This window comes from Psychrobacter sp. PG1, from assembly GCF_014897815.1.
Classification (GTDB): domain Bacteria; phylum Pseudomonadota; class Gammaproteobacteria; order Pseudomonadales; family Moraxellaceae; genus Psychrobacter.
In genome coordinates this window covers 31,020-56,914 of the sequence record NZ_JABUZG010000052.1, presented here as the reverse complement: position 1 = coordinate 56,914, position 25,895 = coordinate 31,020, and the positions used below count along the sequence as shown (strand labels likewise).

The window sequence follows — 25,895 nt, the reverse complement described above, 5'->3', positions numbered from 1 at the left end:
ATGACCATAAAAACGTGTAATCAAAAGCACTGCTGTTATAAATAATTGCTATTATAGGGAAGCGCTCATTTGTTCTTCGTTGTACCATTCATAATGCTAAGAGGTTTGTTTTGTCTATTAAGTATCGCCTGATTCCTATAATTCCCAGTCCCGAGTTGTCTTCACCATACTCAATCATCAAAATGCCACTAATGGCAATTTTGTTTTTGCTTGTTATGCTGTTGAGTGCATTGTTACCCAATAATGCATTTGCTGCTGAAGCTAGCGCATTGGGGATGGGTGGCAGTACCAGTGAGGAGTCGGCGAGTACGCCGATACCAGATTCATTCGGACGCGATACACCGCGCCATACCGTACAGGGCTTCATCAGTGCGTTAGGTGAAAATGACTATCTGCTGGCGAGTAATTATTTAAACTTATCAAAGTCTGACAATCCAACCACAATCGTTCGTCAATTTAAGCAAGCGCTGGATGCAGGTGGGCGTTTCCAGCCTGATTTGCAGATTAATAATACGCCTGAAGGTAACCTAACTGATCAGCTACCGCCAAGCCAAGAAAACGTCGGTGCGATTAATGTGGGCGAAAAAAGCGTGCCACTGATACTTGAAAGAGTGGTGTCTAAGCAAGGAGAGCAGTACTGGCAGTTTTCTACGGATACGCTTAGCTCAGTACCAGAAGTCATAGAAAATACCGAACCGACGTTAGTGTCTCGCTATACTTTTGATTCATTAGAAGGCAAAAAGCTGTTTGGTTATCAAGTGGCGGATTTAGCCGCAGCGTTAATGATGACTGTCGGCAGCTTTGTGTTTACTTATATCATGGTATGGCTGCTGTACCATCTATTACGAATCGTCTATCCTCGTGTGCGCGGCGTACCATTGCCATTACCTGATAAGGTCGTATTGCCTCTGGCAGTGGTCATCATGGCGCTGATATTGTCAGAAGTGATGGTGTATGCAGGCGTGTCGGTGACGCTACGTGAACCGATCAATCGTTTTACTGAGATTGCATCTTGGCTTGCATTGACTTGGTTGCTGTTACGAGTCATCGATGCCATATTCACTCGTGCGGTAAATTTAAGTTATAAGAAAAATTATACTGAACGTGTCTCTATCTTGGGGCTGCTACGCAAAGTGGTCAAAGCGTTGCTGCTGATCTTTGCCGTGATTGTTATCTTCGGTAATTTGGGTTTTGATTTGACCACGGGTATTGCCGCCTTGGGTGTGGGTGGTTTGGCATTAGCACTGGGTGCGCAAAAAACCATCGAAAACCTTGTTGGTAGTGTCGTGGTCGTGGCGGATTCGCCCGTACGTATTGGTGATTATTGTAAGTTTGGCACTTATGAAGGCACAGTCATTGATATTGGTATTCGCTCATCACGTGTGCGCACCTTGACACGCACTGTTGTGACTGTACCAAACGGTGATTTCTCATCCATGCAGATTGAAAACTTTACGTCCCGCGATATGTTTCGCTTCTTCCATCAGTTATATATTAAGCGCACTGCTGATATTGATGTGGTCTTTAAGATGGTCAAGGACTTGGATGAGTTTATAGATGAGCATTATTTGACCAACCAAGAATGGAATCAGGTCAATATTTTAGAGCTACGTCAAGACTGCTATATCATTCAATTACAGGCGTATGTTAATGCTAATGGCGTGACTGAGTTCTATGACAAACAGAACGTTTTATTTGTTGATTTATTGAACCAAGTGGCGAAATATGATGTCGAGCATGCTTTGCCAACGCAGCAGCTTATTGTCAATCAAACTGAGCTTGAGCATCACATAGAAAACGAAATTGAAGATAAGAATAAGGAAGGTAACGTCGCTGAAACGACAAAAGACATGTCAAATGATGACCATACTGATGACGATGCTAGCGACAATAAGGATAACAGCAACGATGATAAGCATGCCGTGGACTTGAGTAAAGATAACGTCAAGACAGATGAAAAAGGCAGCCAGCAAACGACTAAATCCGTAGAGAGCAAAAAAGACAATGCGTTAAAGGCATTGAGAAATAAAAGCCGTATGATAAAGAAAATCAAGTTCAAGTACGCAAAAAGAAAATCTGGCTTTTCTATATGGAATCAGCCATAAAATTATGGATTAAAAACGGTATAAGATCAGCAATTGAGGTAATAAGTATCAAGCGTTTATCTTATACCATCCACAAAAATTAGAGCAGCAAAGAAAACGAGTGCTAGACTAAGCTTAAGATAAGCGAGTTTGACATAATGAATCGTACTTTGGTGTTTGGCCTTATAAAGGGACAGCGGTTTGGTTATGTAATAAGCCGTAGTATGACCATAGCAACAGACTGGCGGCGCTGCGATGTGGTGACCAATCTTGAGTTAGATTCTTTAACTGTTTCGGCGTTGGGCGTTCTGTTAAGTCTAATAACGCCATCGCCGCTACTTTAATTGCTAGATCATCGACTGCAAGTACGTCTGCACGTTTCAGAGAGAATAATAAATACATCTCAGCCGTCCAGCGACCAATACCAGTAACGGCTGTCAGCACTTCTATTGCTTCTTCATCAAGCATAATTTCTAACGCAGCAAAGTCTATATCATGATCGACTAATGAGCGAATATAACGGGTTTTTTGTTTAGATAACCCTTGTGCTCTTAAGTCCTCATCTGTTGCTTTGATAATCGCCTGTGGATTCGTTAAGGCGGCATCAAGTAAGCGTTGCCAAATACTGGCTGCTGCTGCCACAGACAGCTGTTGACCAACCATTGCTCGCATTAACTGCTCAAACCCACCGATATTATGCCGTAGACTGGGCATGCCAACTTGTTCATAGATAGACAAAAATCTTGGCTCGATAACAATCAAAGCCATGATATGTTCATGTAGCTGTTGTGTGTTCTCAATGGTCTGTATGTTCATAAATGCTTATCCTGATTTATGTAAATACCGCTATCGCTAGATGTTAAATATAGTGTCTGTAGTAGATAAAGATTAAATAATGATTTTATGAGCATAACAAAAAGGACTGCCAATAAGCAGTCCTTTTGATTTTTCATACTAACACTAAAAATTATTCACCATCAGCTTTAGATTTTTTGAGCAGTACCAATACTGCACCGTTACCACCATCTTTTGGCGGTGCAGAGCAAAATGCCAATACTTCTGGTAGTTGACGGAGCCAACCATTGACGCAGGTTTTTAAAATGGCTTCACTGCCTTTACCATGGACGATTTTTACCATGGTCTCGTTTTTCTGTTTTGCTTGGCTTAGGAGTTGAGTCATTGCCACGCGGGACTCTTCGATGGTACAACCATGAATATCTACGGCGTCATACCAACGTAGCTTGCCTTTTTTAAGCTGATCAAAGGTTTTATTCTGCAAAGTCGGCTGTTTGTAAGATAAATAGGCTTCAGCAGCGACAGGGTTGAGTAGTGCTTGCATATCTGACAAGCCAGCTCCCAAATCACTCGCTTCACTACCTTGCGCAGCAGCACGTTTAGACAAGGTGGTCGCATCAGGTTTGCCCGCTTTGCTAGCATTGGCAGGTGAGCGTACGTTTTTGTCTTCAAGCTGATTGACGCCATGCATTGCTTGCATAAACAGCACTTTGTCATCGTCAATATGCTCGCTAGCCATTTGCTTGACAGTCTTGTTTACTTGCTTTTGCGTGGGCAATGATACAGGCTCAGTAGGCTTTTGGTTTTCATCTTCAGGCGAATTGGTATCGCGACCTTTGCTAAGTTCGCCTTTTAGCTCTTTGAGCTGGTCTTGCATTTCTTTTGAAAATAGAGAGTTTGACATAGAAGTTAACGTATCGTTGGTTGATGAATGATGGATTTATTTAAACTGTTCAGTAGACTTAAGCCACTTTACCCGTCTGCTGCGACGCCCGCAAGTAAGGATTGTAACGCTTGTCCAGGATGGTCAGTCTTCATGAACTGTTCACCGATTAAAAAGTGCTGAATGTCATTATCTAACATCAAACGAATATCAGCGCTATTATGAATGCCACTTTCGGTGACGATAAGCGGTTTAAGCGTGCTATCCACATCAGCCGCCAGTGCGTCGATTAAAATATTTTTTAGATCAAGCGTGGTTTGCAAGTCGACATCGAAAGTATTCAAATCACGATTATTAATGCCGTAAATATTATGCGCTGAGCGCGGTAGCTGTAGCGCACGTTCAAGTTCGGCTTTAGTATGAACTTCTATCAATACATCCATACCCAATTCGATACTTAGCGCATGCAGCTCTTGTACTTGGATGTCGTCAAGGCAGGCCATGATGAGTAAAATACAGTCAGCGCCCATCAGACAAGATTGATAGATCTGGTACACATCTATCATAAAATCTTTACGCAGTATCGGTAGGCTTACCGCATTAGCTGCTTGAATAAGATAGCTATCATCACCTTGGAAATAATCGCGATCAGTCAATACAGACAGACAGCTGGCACCTGCTTGCTCGTATTGCTTGGCAAATAGGGCAGGCGCGAAGTTGTGATTGATAACGCCTTTAGAAGGAGATGCTTTTTTAATCTCAGCGATGATACCAATACCATGCTCTTTAGTGCTAGCCGCTCGCAGCGCCGCCGCGAAGCCACGACGTGGTTTGTTATCCGCGGCGACTTGCGCTTGTAAATCTTCAAGAGATAATACCTCGTGTGCGGCATTTACTTCTTCCACTTTAGTGGCGACAATGCGTTGCAATACGGAAGGAATATCTGTCTTGGTTTCTGTATGAGTCATGCTGGTATCCGAATATCGTTGAATGTAAATAGCTAAAATAGCTAGAGTGCACAGTAATAGTGCTTAGCCGTTAAGCTTGCGTCGCCAGTTGCTGCGTGTATGTGGCGAGAGACTCAAGCTTGAGTAGAGCATCACCATTCTGAATGACTTTTTGTGCCCGGCTCACACCATTAGCATAGTTGCTGGCAAGTCCTGCGGTATATATGGCCGCGCCTGCATTTAGTGCAATCATATCACGTGCTTTAAGTACAGCACGATCTTGAGAGTTTTCTCCTGATAGAGCCGCGCGAATCAGCTCAAGACTTTGCGCTGGAGAATCTACATCGAGACCGATAAGGGTTTGTGACTCAATACCTGCATCTTCTGGCATCATCTCATAAACAGATATCTCACCGTCTTTTAATTCAGCGACAGTGGTTGAGGTAGCGAGACTGATTTCATCCAAACCGTCTTTTGCGCCCACAACCATGACATGACGTGCGCCTAAGTTTTTCATGACTTTAGCGATAGGCTCGCACAGCTGAGCGGTAAAGACACCGATTACCAGATTGGGTGTGCCAGCAGGGTTGGTTAATGGTCCTAAAATATTAAAGATGGTACGCGCTTTGAGCTCGCGGCGTACTGGATTGGCATAACGCATCGCACTGTGATGATTGGGCGCAAACAAAAAGCCGATACCTTGGTTTTCGATACATTCTTTAGATTGCTCAGGGGTAAGTGCCAGACTGATACCTGCTTGCTCAAGCAAATCTGAGCTACCAGAGTTGGTAGAGACGCCGCGGTTACCATGTTTGGCCACTTGCGCACCAGCAGCGGCAGCAACCAATGCTGACGCAGTAGAAACGTTGAATAAATTGGCACCATCACCGCCAGTTCCGACGATATCGACTAAGTAATCACAGTCCCGTGGTTCGATATTGGCTGCTAACGCACGCATTGCACTGGCAGAGGCAGTAATCTCATCGATGGACTCACCTTTCATACGCAGACCAGTCAAAATAGCACCCATCATGGCGTCGCTACATCTGCCTTGCATGATAATCAGCATCACCTGATACATCTCATCAAAGGTTAAATCAATGTGCTGAAAAATTCGCCCCAAAGCCGTCGTCAGTAGCGTATGTGTCTCTTCATCAGACAGTTGAGCAATGTTAGTTGGGGTAGGGTTTTTATTTGTTTTTGTCGTACTCATTATGATCTCTCTTAATATTTTTATACGTTAATTTTAAATTATCAATAGAATAGGTTTTATTTTGATTTTGTTATTAACGCCTTTTTTAGAACATGCTTTAATAAACTGTTAGCCGACTTGTGGTAGTTCATGTGAGGTTAGGACTGACAAATGATGCGTTTGCAAAAAATTGTTGAGCAGCTGATAACCTGCTTCGCTTAAGATAGACTCAGGATGGAATTGTACCCCTTCTATCGCAAACGTTTTATGACGGATACCCATGATTTCTTCAATACTGCCATCACTGTTTTGTGTCCATGCGGTCAGCTCAAGACAATCGGGCAGGCTGGTTTTATCAATGACAAGCGAATGATATCGGGTGACTTGTACGGGATTAGGCAAGCCTACAAAGACACCTTGGTCAATATGATAGACAGCGGATAAGCGGCCGTGCATTACTTCGCCAGCCTTGACCACTTGTCCACCAAATGCTTGTCCAATTGCCTGATGTCCTAGGCAAATACCTAGTATCGGTATCACGCCCTGAAAAGTCTTGATAGCTTCTAGAGAGATACCAGCCTGATCAGGATCGCAGGGACCGGGACCAATGACGATCGCATCTGGCGCAAGGGTTCTAATATTTTCAATAGTGGTTTGATCGTTACGCCAGACGGTGATGTCCTGCTGTAATTCACCGAAGTACTGTACAATATTGTATGTAAAGCTGTCGTAATTATCGATCATTAGAATCATTAGCGTTCTACTTATTGGGTTCTACTTATGGAGATGGTTATATAACGCCGTTATCTTACCACTATTTTGTAGACTATCAAATGTAGGGTGCAGGCGACCCAAATAAGCGGTGAATAACAATAAATTTTGCTTGTTAGATGACATTCGTTAACATCTCAAACGCACTAAAAAAGTACATAATTTTTATTTATGCACTAAATATGCACTAATTTAGTGCAGTCATGCGTTAGTAATGCCTCTGGGTAAATAATTTGCATGACACCTCTGATGATAAATATACGGCTGTAATATTGTCAAAGGTATTATAAGTTGCTGTAATTATTGTTAATAGCTGTCCTTTTATCATCTATATTTTCAGCATTATAAAAAACTGGCATAGCCTTTGCATTATTACTGTTATGATTATCTTTGGTGATAAAGTGGTTCAATACTTATTATCAGCAAGTGCCTGAAGAGTTCAGCATAATGAGTGATATGTTGTTAGAATAATATCGAACCAAAACACTGGCGGGTCTTATTAAGCGCATAACTCAGATGACTATCTTGATTAATAATATTGACAGTGCTGAGAATAAGCATAATATTAAACAGGATATTTAGCGCTAAACGCAGCACTGACTGTTATTAAACCAGAGATTTTTAACCAACAGATTGTACCTATAATTTTAAATCGCAATAATCTAATCAACACAACGGAGACTATTTATGTCGAACAAACTACTAGATCTTATCCAATCCTCTAATGCTAAATGGGTTGATTTTCGCTTCACTGATACACGTGGTAAAGAGCAACATATCAGCTTTCCAGCGCATAGCGTTGACGAAGAAGTGATGGAAGATGGCAAGATGTTTGATGGCTCATCTATTGCTGGTTGGAAAGGTATCGAAGCGTCAGATATGATCTTGCGTCCTGATCCAGAGACGGCTTTTCTTGACCCGTTCTTTGATTCACTTACCGTAGTTGTTACTTGCGATATTATCGAGCCATCAACGCTACAAGGTTATGATCGTGACCCACGTTCTATTGCGCGCCGCGCCGAAGAGTACTTAAAGTCAACGGGCATTGGTGATACTGCTTATTTTGGTCCTGAGCCTGAGTTCTTTATATTTGATGATGTGAAATGGTCAATTGATATGTCTGGCGTTAGCCACAAGATCACAGCCGAAGAAGCGGCATGGTCGACTAACAATGACTATGAGTGGGGCAACATGGGACATCGTCCACGTGTTAAAGGCGCTTACTTCCCAGTACCACCAATCGATAGCTCGCAAGACATGCGCTCTGTTATGTGTGAGCGTTTAGAAGAAATCATCGGTGAAGGCTGTGTCGAAGTTCATCACCATGAAGTTGCGCCTTGCCAGTCAGAAATTGGTGTCGCTTTCAATACGTTAGTCAAAAAAGCTGATGAAGTACAGCAGCTAAAGTATGTTGTGCATAATGTTGCGCATCAGTTTGGTAAAACGGCTACCTTTATGCCAAAACCAATCGTTGGTGACAATGGTTCAGGCATGCACGTGCATATGTCAATCTCCAAAGATGGTGTCAATACTTTCTCAGGTGATGAATATGCGGGTCTTTCTGAATCTGCACTGTATTTCATCGGTGGTATTATCAAGCATGCGCGTGCGTTGAATGCGATTACCAACCCATCGACTAATAGCTATAAGCGCCTAGTACCGCATTATGAAGCGCCTATCAAACTTGCGTACTCAGCATCTAACCGCTCAGCATCTATCCGTATTCCACATGTTAGCAGCCCAAAAGCGGTACGTGTTGAAGCACGTTTCCCTGATCCAGCGGCCAACCCATATTTAACGTTTGCAGCGTTACTAATGGCAGGTCTTGATGGTATTCAAAATAAAATACATCCGGGTGAAGCTGCTGACAAAAACTTGTATGACTTACCACCAGAAGAAGAAGCACTCATCCCAACCGTTGCGGAGAGCTTAGAAGTTGCATTACAAGCCTTGCGTGATGATCATGAGTTCTTATTAAAAGGTGATGTATTCACTGAAGACATGCTAGAGGCGTTCATCGCTTTGAAAGAAGAAGAAGTGCAACGTGTCAATGTAACCGTGCATCCAGTTGAGTTTGACTTATACTACAGCTGCTAATTTATAGCTAAAACACTCAGTTATTTTGAGTGATAAAAACCAGCTAAGTTATTCTTAGCTGGTTTTTTTTACGTCTCAATAATAATTTGCTAAATCAACGGATCTGTCCTCTTTGAAATTATTACTGATTTAACACCCAAAGTATCGCATAATAGATATTCATAATATTAGGTACTCATTAGGTTGACTGACTATGACTTCATTATCAAAACCGGTTTTTTCAAACAGTAAGTTAGGGTTGGTACTGATTGCTGCTACGATGATTAGTATGGCAACTCTCTATGCCCCTTTGGCAAATGCTGCGCCTATTTATAAAGTTATTGACGAAAAAACAGGTCAAGTCACCTTTACTGATCGCCCGCAAAATTATGAGCAGCAGGCGGGTAAAAAAATCAGCCAAACGGGTGTCACGACGAAAGAAAGTCGCATCAGCTCAAGTAACAGTGATAACATGAGTAGTCCACCTCCTTCTAGTAATGTTAATACGACTACGCAAAATACGGCTGCTAAAAATAGCCCTGACGCCAAACCAGTCGTCAATTATCAGCTTAATATTACTGAACCAAGCGCAGAACGTGCATATCGTCGCCCAGCCCAAAGCATTGATGTCAATGTGCAAGTGAAGCCGGAGTTACAAGCAGGTGATAGTGTTAGTATCTATTTGGATGGCAATGAAGTCGCGCAAGGTCTTAGCGCCTCGATTGCAACGGTAAATGTTTTACCAGGATCGCATAAGATAAAAGCCGTGTTAAAAAATGAGAAAGGTCAAACACTCAAACAAGTAGAGCGTACGGTGTATGTGATTCAAAACAATACAACATTGCAAAATAATAAGAAAATCGCGCAACAGCTTTTAGCTTATCAAAATCTACCTTGGTATCAAAAAGTACTGTTAAAAATGCGTCAAGAGGGCAAACAACCGAATATGCAATCATTTACTAAGCCTATAGTGGATAAACCTATGACGCTTGAGCAACCAGTAACAAATTGACTTGTAGTTAATGTGTCAATCATGGATAAGTATAAGAACCCATACAAAGTAGAGTAACTTTATAAGTTAATTTCTTCTGTATAAACATAAAGGCAAGCGCTGATTGCAGCGCTTGCCTTTATGTTTATAAGGATATTTATTAATTCTATGTATTTACAGCTTATTTAGTCAATTCAATCGTACCATTAGCAGTCACTGAGATAGTGCTATTGCCAGATTCAAAATTTTGGCTAGGTACTGATTCGTCTGCTGCGCCTGCTTTCATACTCATAGCACTATACATCGGACGTGGGTAGTTGCTACCTGTATTTAGATTCACATTGACGACACGATAGCCACGAGCATCCCAAGCGCGTGTTAGGTTTTTAGCTTGTTGCTGAAAAGCACGAGACGCATTGGTCATCAGCTTTTGCTCAAGCGCATCCTTTTTGGTATCTGAGACACCAAAGTTCAGATTGTCCATCACCAACGTTTCTTGTAGGTCAGCGATGAGTTGGCTGGTGGCTGCAAAGTCGGTACTTTTTAAATCGATGTTTGCTTGTCCTGTCCAGCCAATGATTTTGTCATTTTTATCATAGCGAGGGTAGGTGCGCTGTTGTCCGGTGCTCACGGTGACCGTTGGATAGCGCTTAGCAATTTTCATGGCATTATTAATTGAGGTGTTGAGCGTTGTCGCTAGAGTTTTAGAATCCGTTGCCTGCGCTTTTTTATATAAGCTGGCTCGTACTTCATCATTCTGGATTTCTTCTTTTACTTCTGTCTGAAAAGTAAGCTGATCGTAGCCTGTTGGTTCTGCATGTGCGCTACCCATCATGGCTGTGAGTAGAAATGCAGTACCAGTCGTTAGAGCGGCTTTATTAAGTAAAGTGGTTTTCACAATGATCTCCTGAGTGAGTTATATCAATAGTATCTAGGTGAGCCATACAATAGGTAAGACTCGCCTTGATATGAGAAGCTGTCCATTTTAGTTATTAGTTGATACCGAGTATGCTCAGCTTCCTCAACTAAAATAGCAAAATTTAACAGGCTTGCTGTGAGAATTTTGTCACCTAAGTTACAGGGCGTTTGGAGGTAATAGAAAGATTTTTACGATAGGGGTTGTAATATTTAAAAATTCTTGTATAATTTGCAACTGGTGGCTCCATTGGTAGCCTCGCAACATTGTTCTATGAACCCCGCCAGGACCGGAAGGTAGCAACGGTAATAGTCACAGTGTGTGCCGAGGATTTGCTTTTGGAGTCGCTTTTTTTTGCCTAAAATTTGATACCTGTTTTGATATTTAATCAGAAATGCTCGTTTGATCTATTAAGCCCTTCATTGTAAAGGGCTTTTTTTTCGACCTTTTTTTGTCCGATTTTGACCTTTGATTGATTAAGATGGGTTAAAATACAATGTATTAACTTTTATTAACATTCTGGACACTTTAGGGTTTTCTTATGAAGATGTTTGTTTGGTTGTTCATTGCCTTCGTGCTACTAGTGATTGTGTTTGGCGTATCTATATTTAATAAGTTGGTACGCGCTCGCAACCAAGCGAAAAATGGTTTTGCCCAAATAGATGTACAACTGAAGCGCCGTCATGATTTGATTCCAAATTTGGTTGAAACTGCTAAACGCTATCTAACGCATGAAGAAGAGACGCTGACCCGTGTGATTAGTGCACGTAATCATGCCCAGAGCTTGCAAGACTCCAATACACATCAGCCAGACTCGCTTGAGCATATGGCGCTATTTGCCAAAGCTGAGAGTATGCTGTCTAAAGCGTTAGGGCAGTTTTCAGCGGTTGTAGAAGCTTACCCTGAGCTAAAGGCGGACAGCATGATTAAAGAGTTGATGGATGAGCTGACCAATACTGAGAACCGCATTGGCTTCGCCCGTCAGCACTATAATGACAGCGTGATGTTCTACAACAATGACCGCGAGGTATTTCCCAACAATCTTATTAGTACGACTTTTGGCTTTCGCCCGTTAAGCCCGCTAGTTTTTGAAGAAAGAAAGGTGATCGCTCAAGCACCTGTCGTCAATATGGGCTGATATTGAATTATATTCATATGTTCAGATGCGTTTAGCTATTTTTAAGTCAGGCATATAGATGGATTTTTTTGGTGAACAACGCACCCGTACCCAGCGAAGTCTGTTGCTCTATGGGCTATTTTTTCTCATTGTCTTTGCCCATCTGGCAGTAGCGCTGGGTATCATGGCGCTGCTGCTAACGATATTTACTGGTGGCATTTATCATTGGGTGTTGATACTGGTTGCTATCTGGACAATCGGTAGCTTTGTGATCGGTAGTTTTTTAGAGTACAGACGTTTAGAAGCGGGTGGTCGCGCTATTGCTCAGCGTGTGGGCGGGGTTCGGCTGTTTATCGACCACAGCCAAGATGCGTGGGAGCATAGTCAAGGGGTTGCCCATCAGCATGAGCCTATACCAAAGGTTCGTTTCAGCGCCCAGCATATCGCCGTGCGTGATGAGCGAGATTTCCCGCCTGTCTACCGTCGTTACTACGAGATTGCCCAGCAGCTAGCCATTGCTTCTGGTGTACGTATGCCGATTCTCTATGTACTGCCTGATGAGCAAGGTATTAATGGCTTCGTTGCGGGTCGTCATAGTCAAGATATGGTATTGGTCGTCACTCAAGGCGCGCTTGATAAGCTGTCCGATGAGGGGCTGTATGGGCTGATAGGGCATGAATATGGTCATATCTTGCATGGTGATGCGACGTTTAATTTGCAACTGATGGTGGTGCTGGCAGGTTTGCAATTACTCTATGACTGGAGTGATTCTATTAATAATTTTGGCGCTGGTAATCAATGCAATCATCAGAATAGCCATCACAATTATTTTGATGATGCGGTCAATCGACGCAATCTCTTGTCACAAAGAGCCGTCGATAGCCATGCGCGTAGCACTGAATCTCAAACAGCAAGCTTTACCACCCATAGTGAATGGGTAAGCTATTGGCAAAGCCAGTCACAAAGTCAATCTCAAAACCAGCAATCATCAGCTAAGAACCAATCAAGATGGCTACAACATAATAATAAATTCGATAGCCAAGCACCGCGTAATCTCTGGACATTATTAATCCATGGTTTGAGCTTTTCTAGCATGGCCAGTGCTCAGCTCATCAAACACAGCTTTAACCGTGAGCGTGAGTTGCTTGCCGATGCAACCAGCGTACAGCTCACACGTTCGCCGGCTATTATGGAAACCTTAAAAGCCATTCATCAAGATACGCTGGGTTCGCGCTTAACCGGTATCGCCGATATCAATGGGTTAAGTCATTTCTTTTTTGCCAGTAGTGGTGCTGATTTGGGTGATGTCTCTTGGTTTGCCACGCATCCAAGTTTGGCTGAGCGCATGAGTGCCATCAATGCTAACGCTTATCATGATTTCGCCGTGCAAGTGGCTAAAGAAAAACGTCTCAATCAGCAAAAGATAAAAGAAATTTATGAGCAGCGCCGCTTGGGTGATTGGGGTGTCATAGTAGCAAATAGCCTAAGTAAAAATAAACAAGAAAAAAATAGCCAATCATCAATATTTGAAACTCAATCAGGATTAGATAACAATAAAAGCAATAACGATAAAAGCCTTACTAATAACAGCAATGATGTTATAGACAAAGAAACTACTGCTTTTCCTGCAAATGAAATAAAGAATGAGTTGGACGAAGATAAGGGGCTAGAGTTTGTTATCGAGAAAGATGTCGTTGTTGCAGGACGTTTACAGGTTCAAGCGCAAAATACCGGTATTCATCAGTTGCTCAAGCCATGGCAAGCAAAACCTGATAGCGATTTGCCATCGGATACATTGATTGGTATCGACGATAGACAAAAAGTTTCACTGCCGCAGTATATACTCAATCACAGTTATCACCCGCTCGGGGCGCAAGCTTTGATTGAAGCAGTTATGTTATGCCATCAAGGTCGTATATTAGCAACGACTGAGAGTTATGACTTGACTGATATCTGGCTTGGAATTGCTAACGATAAAGCGTCTGCTGCTGAAATCAATAATAACGCTAGCGCTAATATTAGCAGCCACCCCCAATTTTTAGCGCATACGATAGATCATAGATTATTAGCAGCAGTGGCACATCTTGATAGGCGTTTAGACAACGCATTGATTGCATTGGCAATAAAGCAATTGAGTCAACATAACCTGTCAGAAACTGCTATCAATGAATCACGCTTAAGATATGAAGCGAGTCATAGCAATCAAGATCATCAACATTATGTGCAGCAAAAAAAGTGTCGTACAATGCTGATGCGCTATCAACAGGGTATCATTGAGCTATTTGAACACTACCTAACGGCGGATTTAAGTCAACATTTCGCTGATAACATAGCCAGTGAAGATGGTGCTATGGATAAAATTAAGCCAGTATCAACGCACTCAGGAAAAATCGACTCTCGGTTGCCACCGATTTTATCATTATGGCAAGCGCTACAGTTGCAGCAATTATTACCTATATTGTCTACTGTATTGAACGAGGAACACGTGCATGCTCAGCCTCAGCTATTATGGTTATGGCAGCAAACATTGCAAGCGGGTAGAGATGATATTTATGACCAGCTTGACCCTTCAGGACAGGTATTTGATGGTCTCGATGTTGCCGCGAAAGCAATGCTTATTTTATTGGCTTATCGCCTATCAAAAGATGTCAAGGGTCAGGTCGTATCAGCACTAGATAGCTCAGTACACATTTCAGCACCTACTTCAGTACTCGGCTATAATAATGACAGTGTTGCTCACTATCTTGTGGATTTGCGGCGTCATGCACGTTTGATTGATATTGACTTAGCCGCTGTTAGTGACGCAAATTTGCAATGGCTACTATTGACTGCGCAAAATATAAATAGTATCCAGTTATTGGCAGTGATAGAAGCGGTGCCTATTTTTATAGCGCCTGCCAGTCAGTCGTCTGCATCAGAAGCCAAACGTAATGATAATTATCGACAGAGGCAACAGGGCAGCGATCAAATAGATTATAATGCTCATAGACAAGACGGCAATGCAGATAGTGTAGATAAGGCGGGCAATGATAGTCTGCGCCATTCTTATGCTTATCATACTTACCAGCAATGGCTGAGCACATTGCATACGGTGATGTTACACGATACGATAGTCAGTCAAGATGAATATGATTGCTTGTCCATGTTAGCCAATCATTGGTTAGGCGTTCGGCAGCTTTTTTGAACAATATCATTGACGGCATTTAAGTATTCTTTTTTAAATTGAATGGACTATATTTTTAATCCTTTTTTTTAACATCGTTCTCTAATATTGTTCCTTGCCATTAAAAGTCAGTAAATCCATTTTAGATAAGTAGGATAGTAAATAAGCATGAGTGATATCCAAGACCCGCTAATTGTATTGCAGCAGCGCCAGATTTTAGCGATGATGGGTATCAATCAGTGGGTGCAGCCGAGCTCTAAGACATTGAGTATCGCAGGTATTTCTGCGCCTGCTCTGCTCGAGCAGACTACAGCTAATCCAATTTTAGCTAATCCTAGTATTTCTTCTGCGATTACCACTGAACAGCCAAGTATTGAATCTTCTAATATTGAATCCCCAAATATTAATGCCATATCAGATATGGTAGATGATGAGTCTATCAACCATTATTATAATGACGCTAATGATACAGATTTAAGCTATTCTGACCAGCAAAGCCCTGTTACTTATAGTTTTGACTCGACTACTCCTAATGCCCTTAATATCTCTAAGCCAGCCGTTACCTCCTTTGTAGATACTGTTGTACAGCAAGCTTCTATTACTGATATAAATAAAGCTTCGAGCTTTGAAAATGGCAGTTTTAAAGCAGAGGGCTTTCAAGAGGAAAGCTTTAAAAAGGTAGCACCCTTTGATTTACAAGGTGGTCGTTATGGTGATTGGGTGATTTTGGTGGATATCCAAGCACTTAATCATGACAGCCAAAAACTGTGGCAAAATATCACCCAAGCGTTATCCATCAGTTGTGAGACGACATCGTTCCCTATCTGTGAAGGTATGGATACGGCTGAGCTTGCCAATGCCAGTCTTGCTGGATACGTCTTTAAAATTGGCCGTAGCGAAGAGATACAGGTAGTGACATTGACCGCACTTCCTGAAGGTTTGGAACATCCTAACCTGACGACTGCACCCACGTTGGATGAAATGCTTACTGATAGTAATCTCAAACGTCAGCTTTGGGAGCAGTTATCGAGTCAGAGTTAAAGGTTTACCACTTACTATGATAGAGATTAAAAAATAACGATAAAATTCACATTCAACATTCAACCTTTAATAACCACGATGATTTCATCATATTTAGGATAATAATTATGACCACTAAAGCCGCTCCTAACCGTGTACCCAACTTTTCAGCGGGACCTGCTACTATACCAACGGCCGTATTATCACGCGCTCAAGAAGAGTTGCTTGATTGGCAGGGACGCGGCATGTCGGTCATGGAAGTGAGTCACCGTAGTAAAGAATACATCGCCATTACCGAAAAAGCTGAAGCCAAATTGCGCTCGCTCATGGACATTCCAGATAACTATAAAGTGCTGTTTTTACAAGGCGGTGCCAGCTTACAGTTTTCAGCGATTCCATTAAACCTGTTAAATGATGGGCGCGCAGACTATCTAACGACGGGTGCATGGTCTGGTAAAGCGGTCAAAGAAGCCCAGCGCTATGCCAAACTAGGTCTTGGTGAAGTTAACGAAGTTGCAACAGGCAAAGGTAGCAGCTTTACTGATGTACCAGCCGAGAGCGAGTGGACTATTAGCAAAGATGCCGCCTATTTCCATTACTGTGCCAACGAAACCATTCATGGTTTGCAAATATTTGAGCCGCCACAAGTCGATGCGCCGATTGTCGTCGATATGTCTTCTTGCATTTTGTCACAGCCAATTGACGTCTCTAAATTTGGCATGATTTACGCGGGCGCGCAAAAAAACATCGGGCCAGCAGGTCTGATTATCGTGATTATCCGTGAAGACTTATTAGGTCAAGCGAGTGAATGGTGCCCACTGCTGATGAACTATGAGCACCAAGCTGAAAAAGAATCCATGTCAAACACACCAGCGACGTATTCTTGGTATTTAGCAGGGTTGGTATTTGATTGGTTAGAAGAGCAGGGCGGCGTCGCTGCTATCGGCAAAATCAACCAACAAAAAGCCGATTTGCTGTATAAAACAATCGATGATAGCAGTTTTTATAGCAATCCAGTTGACCCCAAATATCGCTCTATCATGAACGTGCCGTTTACCTTAGCCGACAGCTGCCTTGATAAAGTATTCTTAGAAGAGTCGGAAGCGGCAGGCCTCATGAATCTAAAAGGTCACCGCGATGTAGGCGGTATGCGTGCCAGCATTTACAATGCAGTGTCATTAGATTGGGTGCAGCAGTTGGTTGACTTTATGATTGCGTTTGAAAAAAAACACGCATAAATTATGTATAGACTTTAAAATAAAAGACGCAACTTTTATAAGCTGCGTCTTTTTTTATACGCGTTAGTATTCTTTTAAGATAAATGATGCATCATGTAGCAACTCTAACGCTGCAAACCATTAGGTTAAAAAACCTAAGTTTGTTATGATAAAATTCTGCGGCACTTACGATACGTCAGATACGACATATTTTTTTTAGATTTTATTTCATAAGCGGTCATTAGCCTTTAGTCACTGGTTAAATGCTCAATATATTCATTCGGTCTGGCAAAGGGGTTTGTTATAACTTTATGATGCTAAAAAATACCATGCTAAAGGCCGTCTTGCTTGCCATTACTATTAGCTGGATACCAGCCAGTATTGCGGTGCCAATCACCACTACTGCGCTTGGTCATAATAGTACCACTGAGTATATCGATGTGCCCTTTATGCCTTATGCCAACCCAAAGGCGCCCAAAGGTGGTACGCTTTCACTGGATGCACGCGGCACCTTTAATGCGGCCAATAAATGGATGACCACAGGTGTGGCGATGGTTGGCACCGATTATCTATATGATACCTTGATGACTGGCTCATTAAATGAAGCCTTTACCATGTATCCGCAGCTGGCGAGCAATGTCACTTATGATCCTAATGATACCAGTTGGATTATCTATCATATTAATCCTGCTGCGCGCTTTTGGGATGGAACGCCGGTCACCAGCAGTGATGTCAAAGCGACTTATGATGCGCTGTTAAATAAAGGGTCAATGTATATTCGCAGCTATTTGGGTGATATTAAAGACATTCAAATTATTAATAAGCAGCAAGTGAAGTTTATCTTTGCCTCTGATGATAATAAAGAAATCTTGCTAACTGTCGGACAGTTTCCTATTTTTGCTAAGTCCTCTATCGATACGTACTTTGAGAAAATAACCTTGACACCGCTCATGGGCAGTGGACCTTATAAGTTAGGACGTGTCGATGCAGGGCGCTCGGTCAGCTATGTACGTGATCCCAATTATTGGGGTCGTGATTTGATGGTCAATCGCGGTCGTTATAACTTCGATATGATTAAGTTTGTTTATTATCAAAGCGATGAGATTGCCTTTGAAGGTTTTAAGTCTGGTCAATATCGTTTTCGTCCGGAGAATAAAGCGTCGAACTGGGCAACGGGTTATAACTTCCCTGCAGTCAAGGCAGGTCTTATCAATAAAGAAACCATAAGCAGCGAAAACCCAGTACCAATGCAAGGTCTGGTCATGAATATGCGACGTCCCATCTTTCAAGATATTCGCGTTCGCCAAGCACTGAGCAAGGCTTATGACTTTGAGTGGATGAATAAGACCTTGTTTCATGGGCAGTATGAACGTTTGCAAAGTTTCTTTCATGGCTCCGAGCTTGCTGCAACAGGGATGCCGTCTGCTGAAGAGATGCAGGTGCTTACGCCTTTATTACCTAAGCTTGAACCGCTGCAACGTCAAGCCGTATTAACGGAGTGGCAATTGCCAACCAGTGATGGTAGTGGCTTTAACCGTAAAGAGTTACTAGAAGCACGGCAGCTGTTGCTAGATGCTGGATTTTATTATAACGATATGAAGCTATATCAGCCCAATGGACAACTTGCTCAGATTGAGGTTTTAATGATGGGCGATACTATGGGTCGGGTGCTGCTGCCATATATTCGAAATCTAAAGCGCTTGGGATTTGATGCCACGTTACGTCAAGTCGACGGACCACAATATTATGAGCGGGTACGCCGTTTTGACTACGACATGATAGTTGATAAATTTGCTCAGAGTTTATCCCCTGGTGCAGAACAAGTTGGCTTTTGGGGTAGCTCAGCGGCTGACCAAGCGGGTAATAGAAATACTATCGGCATCAAAAACCCAGAGATTGACGCGGTGATAGAGCAGCTTGGTAATGCTAAAACTCGCGACGATACTATATTATATACTCAGGTGCTCGATCGCCTACTACGTGCTGGTCATTATTTAGTGCCTTTATACGGCAAATCAGCGACCAATGTCGCCTATTGGGATCAATATCGTCATACTGAAAAACTGCCCTCTAATGCCATCGGTATTGACTACTGGTGGACGGACAAAGAAGCAGAAGCACGTGTTAACCAATACTTGAAGCAATGATTTAGAACAATGAATGAAATAACGCTGCATCTTAAAATTTTATTTCGTTTAAAAAATCAATAAAAGACATCAGCAATAAAGATAACTACTGGTAAGGATTTAATATGACTATCCGCATTCACCCAATCAAAGCGTTCAATGATAATTATATTTGGACATTGATTAATGAAAATAATAAACAGGCGATCGTTATTGATCCTGGTCAAGCTGAGCCTGTCATGAGTTATTTGGAAGAAAATAAATTGGAGCTAACGTCTATCTGGACGACTCATCATCATCATGACCATATCGGCGGTGTCGCAGAACTGCAAGAGTCTTATCCGATGACGCATCTGGTTGCGCATACTGAGCATAATGTCGATGAAGATCAAACCATCAAAGATGGTAGTACCGTCAGTGCGTGGGGCTGTGCAGCACAAGTATGGGATGTGTCCGGTCATACTGCTAGCCACGTGGCTTATATATTAGATATTGACGGGCTTAAACATTGCTTTTGTGGCGATACTTTATTTAGTGCTGGATGCGGACGGGTATTTACGGGGACGATTGAGCAATTACACAACAGCTTTAAGCGTTTAAATGGTTTGCCAGCTGAGACGCTGCTATATCCTGCGCATGAATATACCGCCAGTAATCTGCGCTTTGGACTATCTATTGAACCTACTAATGAAGCAATGCAGCAAGCATTAGCGCAGGCAGAAAAGATAACGGCACAAGGCATGGCGACATTACCCGTTACCTTAGAGCATGAGCGCGCGATAAATGTGTTTTTACGCACGCAAGAGCCGACTGTGATAGCAGGGGTTAAATCTAAAATGAATATCGATGATGATAAGTCTTTGACCGTTTTTGCCGCCTTACGTGAACTTAAAAATAATTTTTAGCTTCTAATTTTCATGCCCTAAGTTCTAACCGATTCTTTGGTAACTTATGTATCGGCAAGTAGTAGCTGCTCATTTTCTTTGTTGTTATATTTTATCTTAGGAAGTCGTCGTTATGGGTCGTTATATCTTAAAAAGGTTACTGCTGATATTACCGACGCTTTTTTTGATATTGCTGGCGAATTTCGTCATTATACAAGCAGCGCCCGGCGGCCCTGTTGAGCAGCAGCTCGCCCTTATTGAGCAAAGCGCAAAAGACAATGCGCTCGGCGCTAGTATTGGCGCGGGCAGTGCAGGCGGTAACAATAGTACCTATCAAGGGACGCGGGGCTTATCGGAGGAGATGGTCGCTGCCATTAACGCCCAATACGGCTTTGATAAATCGGCACCTGAGCGCTTTTGGCTAATGTTAAAGAATTACGCTCAGCTAGATTTCGGTGAGTCTTTTTTTAAAGGACAGTCGGTAACGGATTTGATTATCGAGAAATTACCCGTTTCTATCTCGCTTGGGCTCTGGAGCACGCTACTGATTTATATGATAGCGATCCCATTAGGTATCTATAAAGCCATGCATCATGGCTCGGGGATTGATAAAGTTACTGCAATGCTGCTTGCTATCGGGCATGCAATACCTGTTTTCGTATTTGCCGTTATATTACTGGTGTTTTTTGCAGGTGGTAGCTACTGGAATATCTTTCCACTGCAAGGCTTGACCTCTGAGAACTTCGATCAATTAAGCACGCTGGGCAAAATCAAAGATTACTTTTGGCATTTGGCGCTACCACTGCTAGCAAGTACGGTTGGTGGTTTCGCTGGCTTGACTTATTTGACCAAGTTTAGCTTTTTGGAAGAGCTCGGCAAGCAATATGTGCTTACTGCTCGTGCTAAAGGTTTGGCTGAGCGTCAAGTGCTATACGAACATGTGTTTCGTAATGCCATGCTGATTATTATTGCAGGTATTCCAGCGGCTATCGTTGGCATTTTCTTTGCCGGAAACTTCTTAATCGAGATTATTTTTAAGCTTGATGGTTTGGGGTTGTTAGGTTTTGAAGCCATTCAGCAGCGCGATTATCCGGTGATATTTGGTACATTGTTTATTTTTACCTTGGTCGGGCTATTATTACAGTTAATCAGTGATTTAAGTTATCACTTAATTGATCCCCGTATTGATTTTGAGGGGCGCTAATGTCAAGTCATCCATTATCTTCAGTGCCCTCAAGCACATCTTCTATTGCCCTAGAAAAAAAACGCAGCCTAAATCCTATCTGGCAGGCGCGTCTAAACCGTTTTCGTCATAATCGCCTTGGTATCATATCGCTATTTATATTTACGCTGATATTCGTCATTTGTATGGCAGCCAATGTGATTGCCAATGACAAGCCGCTACTGGTGAAGTATCAAGGCGATTATTACTTTCCTGTCCTAAAAGCCTATCCTGAAACGGCTTTTGGTGGGGTGTTTGAGACTGAAGCCAATTATAAAGACCCTGCGGTGCAAACGCTGATTAATGAGCAGGGTTTTTACATTATGCCGCCGATTCCATTTGCCGATCAGACACCAAACGTTGAGCTGGGTATTCCATATCCAGCAGCGCCCAATAGCCAGAATTGGCTTGGTACTGATGACTTAGGCCGTGATGTGTTGGCACGGATACTTTATGGCATGCGCGTGTCATTATTGTTTGGTTTAGCATTAACACTTGCTGGGGCAGTGATTGGCATCATCGTCGGTGCGATACAAGGCTATTACGGTGGTTGGGTAGATTTAGCAGGACAGCGCTTCATGGAAGTATGGGGCGGTATGCCGCAGCTGTTTATGATTATTATTTTGGTCAGCTTATTCAGCCCTAGTATCTTCATGCTATTTGCTATGATGTTATTATTTGGTTGGATGGGACTGGTTGGTTTGGTACGGGCAGAGTTTTTGCGCGCGCGTAACTTTGACTATGTGCGTGCGGCGCGTAATCTTGGCGTTTCGGACAGTCAAATCATGCTAAGGCATATCTTGCCCAATGCCCTAGCGTCAAGCTTGTCACAGCTGCCATTTATATTGACAGCTAATATTATCGCTTTAACCGCACTAGACTTTTTAGGTTATGGCTTGCCGCCTGGGTCACCGTCTCTCGGCGAACTGATGGTACAAGGGAAAAATAACCTAGATGCCCCTTGGCTCGCGCTATCAGGGTTCTTTAGTTTAACCTTTATTTTATCACTGCTAATATTCGTTGGCGAAGCGCTACGTGATGCGTTTGATCCGAGGCGCTCCTGATATGACAACTGATGATGTGATAACGACTAATATGACGACTACTGAGCACAATGCCCATTCAAATAACAATCATAGCAATAGCCAAAATAAGCTTATGCTGAGCGTCGATAAACTTAGCATCGTCACGGACGCAGGCAGCGTTTTGGTCGATAAACTCTCTTATGAGCTGCGGCAAGGACAAACCCTTGCTATCGTAGGTGAATCAGGCTCTGGCAAATCCATTGCAAGTCTCGCGCTATTAGGCTTATTGCCAGACAGTTTGACCGTTAGCGGTGAGGTGAAGCTAGCAGGGTCAGCAGGGTTGACTGTGTTACCGATAGCCAATACCAATGTTAATGTTAGTGCTAAGGCACGTAACGCTGCGCTGCGCTCTATTCGCGGACAGCGCATCGGCATGGTGTTTCAAGAACCAATGACAGCGCTCAATCCACTATATACGGTCGGCAAACAAATTGCTGAATCACTACGTCTAGTTGGTGTGCCCAAGAAACACTGGCAAAGTCAAACAATCGATTTACTAAATGATGTCAATATTACCAATCCGATTGATAAGCTGAACCGCTATCCGCATGAGCTATCAGGTGGTCAACGTCAGCGAGTGATGATTGCCATGGCATTGGCACAGCAGCCTGATATTTTAATCGCTGATGAGCCGACCACCGCGCTTGATGTGACTCTCCAACATGAGATTCTCGCTCTATTAGATGATCTTAAGCGTCAGCATAATATGGCGATGGTTCTTATTAGCCATGACCTCAATCTGGTCAGGCGCTACAGTGATGATGTCATCGTGATGCGCCAAGGCCAAACGATTGAGCAAGGGCAAACCATAAGTGTGTTCAATCAGCCTAAAGCCGAATATACCCGCTCGCTAATCAAACAAGACTTTGGCCAAGCACTGAACTTCTCTAATGATGATAAAATTCAGCAATCAAGCATATTGCAAGTCAGCAATTTACAAGTACAGTTTCCCATTGAAAAAAGTCTGTTTGGTGGTACTAAGCGCTGGTTTGATGCGGTAAAAAATGTTGATATGACGCTACAGAAAGGGTGGGCGTTAGGCATTGTAGGTGAGTCAGGCTCTGGAAAAACCACCATCGCACTCGCACTCAGTCAATTACTGAGCAATCAAGCGCGTGTGGGTGGCGAAATAATGGTCAATGGGCAAGATATTTCAGTATTGTCCAAGGGTGAGCTACGTCAGTTTCGCTCGCAAATTCAAATGGTATTTCAAGACCCCTTTGCCAGTATCAATCCACGTATGACGGTGATGCAAATCATTGAAGAAGGATTGCTCGTACAAGGCGTTGATAAGGGAGCACGGCAGCAAGCAGTGATGGATAGCCTTACTACCGTGCATCTGCCAGCTGAATTTGCGCATCGTTATCCGCATGAGCTATCAGGTGGTCAGCGTCAACGGGTAGCACTTGCGCGCGCCCTTATTATGCAGCCGAGTCTATTGATATTAGATGAGCCGACGTCCGCGCTTGATAGTACCACGCAGGTCACTGTCGTTAATTTACTACGTGAAATTCAGGAAAAATTGCAAATCAGCTATGTGTTTATTAGTCATGACTTAAAAGTGGTGCGCGCCTTATGTCAGCAAATTATGGTGCTTAAAGATGGCATATGTATTGAGTACAGACGTACTGAAGATATTTTTAATAGCCCACAGCATCCCTATGCGCAGCAGTTGCTGCAGGCGAGTATGATTTAGCTTAGCCAAAAAGAGTTAAGCAGATAGAGTCAAATAAGTAGAACATGGCAGTTCATACTAATTGCGATATCCTAAAAATAGCAGTGATACAATAAGTTAAACAGACGTTCACTTTAGTTAGAGGCTTAAATTTGTTTAATTTTTAGTTAAATAGCCGTTTAAATCGCTGCTTTAAAGGATTGTCATCGCTATTATTACCCTCATTAAAAAGGATTTTTACTTATGAAAAAGCAAAACAGTATTGCTAAATTAGTAAATAACAAGTTAGTAAATACCAATGGATTGCAAAATGTTGGTTATTTAGCCGTTGCTAAAACACGCGCTAAAGTCTTAAAAGCGTTCGCTTATGTTGTTCCAATTAGAAGACCAATGCTATTTGTTGGTGAGAGCTCTTGTGAAGAGCTATGTGATATGGCCATCAACGAAGGCAGCACCAATGTATTTATCGTCACTGATGCCGTGCTTAATAAGCTAGGTATCCCAGCCAAAGTGACTGATTATCTAGATAGCAAAAATATCAGCTATACCGTTTATGACGGCATTACTCCAGACCCTACTTTTAACGTTGTCGAAGAGGGACTGCGCAAATCTGTCGATGCTAAATGCGACTCGATTATTGCCATCGGTGGCGGCTCTGTGATTGATGCGGCTAAGATGATTGCGATGTCACAAGGCAATAGCTGCAAGCCGCAACAGCTTATCGGCATTCTTAAAGCCAGAAAGCCTTCTATACCACTCTATTGTATTCCTACCACGGCTGGAACAGGTTCAGAAGCAACCCTTGGTGCAGTAGTATCAGACGATAAAACGCATCAAAAAGCGCTGTCTATTGACCCAAGAATGGTGCCATTAGCAGCGGCTATTGACCCTGTTATTATGAAAGGCATGCCTGCTCATATCACAGCGGATACGGGTATCGATGTATTGACTCATGCGCTTGAAGCTTGGATGAGTGCTAATGCGAGCGTCGAGACCGATTATTATGCAGCTTCTGCGGTCAAATCTGTGATGCAAAACCTACCGCTGGTTTATAAAGACGGCGGCAATCTTAAAGCCAGAGAAGAGATGGGTATTGCCGCTCATTACGGCGGTATCGCCTTTAATAAAGCGGGTCTTGGTTATGTGCATGCTATCGCTCACCAGTTAGGCGCGTATTATAGTATTCCTCACGGTCGTGCCAATGCCATCGTGCTGCCGTATGTGCTTGATGTCAATCGTCAAGGAAGTAAAAAAAGACTGGCAGAGTTGGCTAGAAAAACAGGTATGGTAAAATCGGGACAAGCTAGCAAGAGTGATGCTGAGATTGCCGACGACCTCATCGCGCAAGTACGTGAACTGATTGCCACCTTGAATATCGATCCAACGGTGAAAGGCATGCAAAGCAGTGATTTTGGTAAAATTGCTAAAGCAGCAGCAAAAGAAGTCAGTGATACTTATGCTGTACCGACTTATCTATCAGCGTCTGAAATCAAGGCTATTTTAACCAAAATTCAGCAAGCCAGTGATGAGCGTTCTGCTGCAAAATAAAAGAGTAACTAAGCTACATAAGCTGCCTAAGCTATATTGATATAATATAAAAGAGCACACTACGCTGTCCGTAATGTGCTCTTTTTTTAATTATCATACTTTGTAGCAAACTTATCTTATTAAGAAATTGTGTATGATTCAGAGTTTTACTGTTTAATTATATTAAATAATATCTAATAACTA

The 25,895-nt window shown here is 42.6% G+C and carries 19 protein-coding genes and 1 other RNA gene; 14 read left to right on the top strand and 6 right to left on the bottom strand.

The window, feature by feature from the left end; all coding sequences use genetic code 11:
- Positions 1–110: 110 nt before the first annotated feature.
- Positions 111–2,105: a mechanosensitive ion channel family protein gene (locus INT03_RS05785; protein WP_226950168.1), complete on the top strand. Its 1,995-nt coding sequence runs from the start codon at positions 111–113 to the stop codon at positions 2,103–2,105.
- Positions 2,106–2,267: 162 nt separating this feature from the next.
- Here INT03_RS05785 and INT03_RS05780 read toward each other — a convergent pair whose 3' ends face one another.
- From INT03_RS05780 to INT03_RS05760, 5 genes are all read right to left on the bottom strand, one after another.
- The gene (locus INT03_RS05780; protein ID WP_193008077.1) at positions 2,268–2,900 is read right to left on the bottom strand and encodes a DNA-3-methyladenine glycosylase family protein; all 633 of its coding nucleotides are present in this window, start codon (positions 2,898–2,900) and stop codon (positions 2,268–2,270) included.
- A 151-nt stretch (positions 2,901–3,051) separates the two neighbouring features.
- Positions 3,052–3,783 (bottom strand): Smr/MutS family protein, encoded by a 732-nt coding sequence (locus tag INT03_RS05775; RefSeq protein ID WP_193008075.1) that lies wholly within the window; start codon positions 3,781–3,783, stop codon positions 3,052–3,054.
- A gap of 68 nt (positions 3,784–3,851) precedes the next feature.
- On the bottom strand, positions 3,852–4,730 hold the full coding sequence (gene trpC / locus INT03_RS05770) for an indole-3-glycerol phosphate synthase TrpC (RefSeq protein ID WP_193008073.1): 879 nt from the start codon (positions 4,728–4,730) through the stop codon (positions 3,852–3,854).
- Between the two features lie 70 nt (positions 4,731–4,800).
- On the bottom strand, positions 4,801–5,922 hold the full coding sequence (gene trpD / locus INT03_RS05765; protein ID WP_193008071.1) for an anthranilate phosphoribosyltransferase: 1,122 nt from the start codon (positions 5,920–5,922) through the stop codon (positions 4,801–4,803).
- Between the two features lie 108 nt (positions 5,923–6,030).
- A complete protein-coding gene (locus tag INT03_RS05760) occupies positions 6,031–6,654 on the bottom strand; it encodes an anthranilate synthase component II (protein ID WP_193008069.1) in 624 nt (207 codons plus the stop codon).
- 705 nt (positions 6,655–7,359) lie between these two features.
- Between INT03_RS05760 and glnA the strand changes: the two genes are divergently transcribed.
- Positions 7,360–8,769 (top strand): type I glutamate--ammonia ligase, encoded by a 1,410-nt coding sequence (gene glnA / locus INT03_RS05755; RefSeq protein WP_055124883.1) that lies wholly within the window; start codon positions 7,360–7,362, stop codon positions 8,767–8,769.
- A gap of 193 nt (positions 8,770–8,962) precedes the next feature.
- Positions 8,963–9,760, top strand: a complete 798-nt coding sequence (locus tag INT03_RS05750; RefSeq protein ID WP_193008068.1) for a DUF4124 domain-containing protein — start codon at positions 8,963–8,965, stop codon at positions 9,758–9,760.
- Between the two features lie 160 nt (positions 9,761–9,920).
- On the opposite strand, the gene INT03_RS05745 is transcribed toward INT03_RS05750, so the two are convergent.
- Entirely contained in the window at positions 9,921–10,574 is a 654-nt protein-coding gene (locus tag INT03_RS05745; protein ID WP_406947502.1) for an SIMPL domain-containing protein, read from the bottom strand.
- Positions 10,575–10,902: 328 nt separating this feature from the next.
- Between INT03_RS05745 and ffs the strand changes: the two genes are divergently transcribed.
- The 11 genes from ffs (at position 10,903) to INT03_RS05690 (ending at position 25,712) form a co-directional block, all read left to right on the top strand.
- Positions 10,903–10,999, top strand: an RNA gene (gene ffs / locus INT03_RS05740) — signal recognition particle sRNA small type.
- A 197-nt stretch (positions 11,000–11,196) separates the two neighbouring features.
- Entirely contained in the window at positions 11,197–11,793 is a 597-nt protein-coding gene (locus tag INT03_RS05735) for a LemA family protein (protein WP_109589903.1), read from the top strand.
- A gap of 58 nt (positions 11,794–11,851) precedes the next feature.
- Entirely contained in the window at positions 11,852–14,956 is a 3,105-nt protein-coding gene (locus tag INT03_RS05730; protein ID WP_193008066.1) for a M48 family metalloprotease, read from the top strand.
- A gap of 147 nt (positions 14,957–15,103) precedes the next feature.
- Entirely contained in the window at positions 15,104–15,976 is an 873-nt protein-coding gene (locus tag INT03_RS05725) for a hypothetical protein (protein ID WP_193008059.1), read from the top strand.
- Positions 15,977–16,083: 107 nt separating this feature from the next.
- On the top strand, positions 16,084–17,193 hold the full coding sequence (gene serC / locus INT03_RS05720) for a 3-phosphoserine/phosphohydroxythreonine transaminase (protein ID WP_193008057.1): 1,110 nt from the start codon (positions 16,084–16,086) through the stop codon (positions 17,191–17,193).
- A 293-nt stretch (positions 17,194–17,486) separates the two neighbouring features.
- Positions 17,487–19,319, top strand: a complete 1,833-nt coding sequence (locus tag INT03_RS05715) for an extracellular solute-binding protein (protein ID WP_193008226.1) — start codon at positions 17,487–17,489, stop codon at positions 19,317–19,319.
- A 104-nt stretch (positions 19,320–19,423) separates the two neighbouring features.
- Positions 19,424–20,203, top strand: coding sequence for a hydroxyacylglutathione hydrolase (gene gloB / locus INT03_RS05710; protein WP_193008055.1), 780 nt, complete (start codon positions 19,424–19,426; stop codon positions 20,201–20,203).
- A gap of 112 nt (positions 20,204–20,315) precedes the next feature.
- Positions 20,316–21,386, top strand: a complete 1,071-nt coding sequence (gene yejB / locus INT03_RS05705; RefSeq protein ID WP_193008053.1) for a microcin C ABC transporter permease YejB — start codon at positions 20,316–20,318, stop codon at positions 21,384–21,386.
- Positions 21,386–22,468 carry an ABC transporter permease gene (locus INT03_RS05700; protein ID WP_087814276.1) on the top strand — a complete coding sequence of 361 codons (1,083 nt, stop codon included), beginning with the start codon at positions 21,386–21,388 and terminating at the stop codon, positions 22,466–22,468. The genes yejB and INT03_RS05700 overlap by 1 nt, the downstream gene beginning before the upstream one ends.
- 31 nt (positions 22,469–22,499) lie before the next feature.
- Positions 22,500–24,185 carry an ABC transporter ATP-binding protein gene (locus INT03_RS05695; protein ID WP_372815127.1) on the top strand — a complete coding sequence of 562 codons (1,686 nt, stop codon included), beginning with the start codon at positions 22,500–22,502 and terminating at the stop codon, positions 24,183–24,185.
- A 222-nt stretch (positions 24,186–24,407) separates the two neighbouring features.
- The gene (locus INT03_RS05690) at positions 24,408–25,712 is read left to right on the top strand and encodes an iron-containing alcohol dehydrogenase (protein WP_193008052.1); all 1,305 of its coding nucleotides are present in this window, start codon (positions 24,408–24,410) and stop codon (positions 25,710–25,712) included.
- The last annotated feature ends 183 nt before the right edge of the window (positions 25,713–25,895 follow it).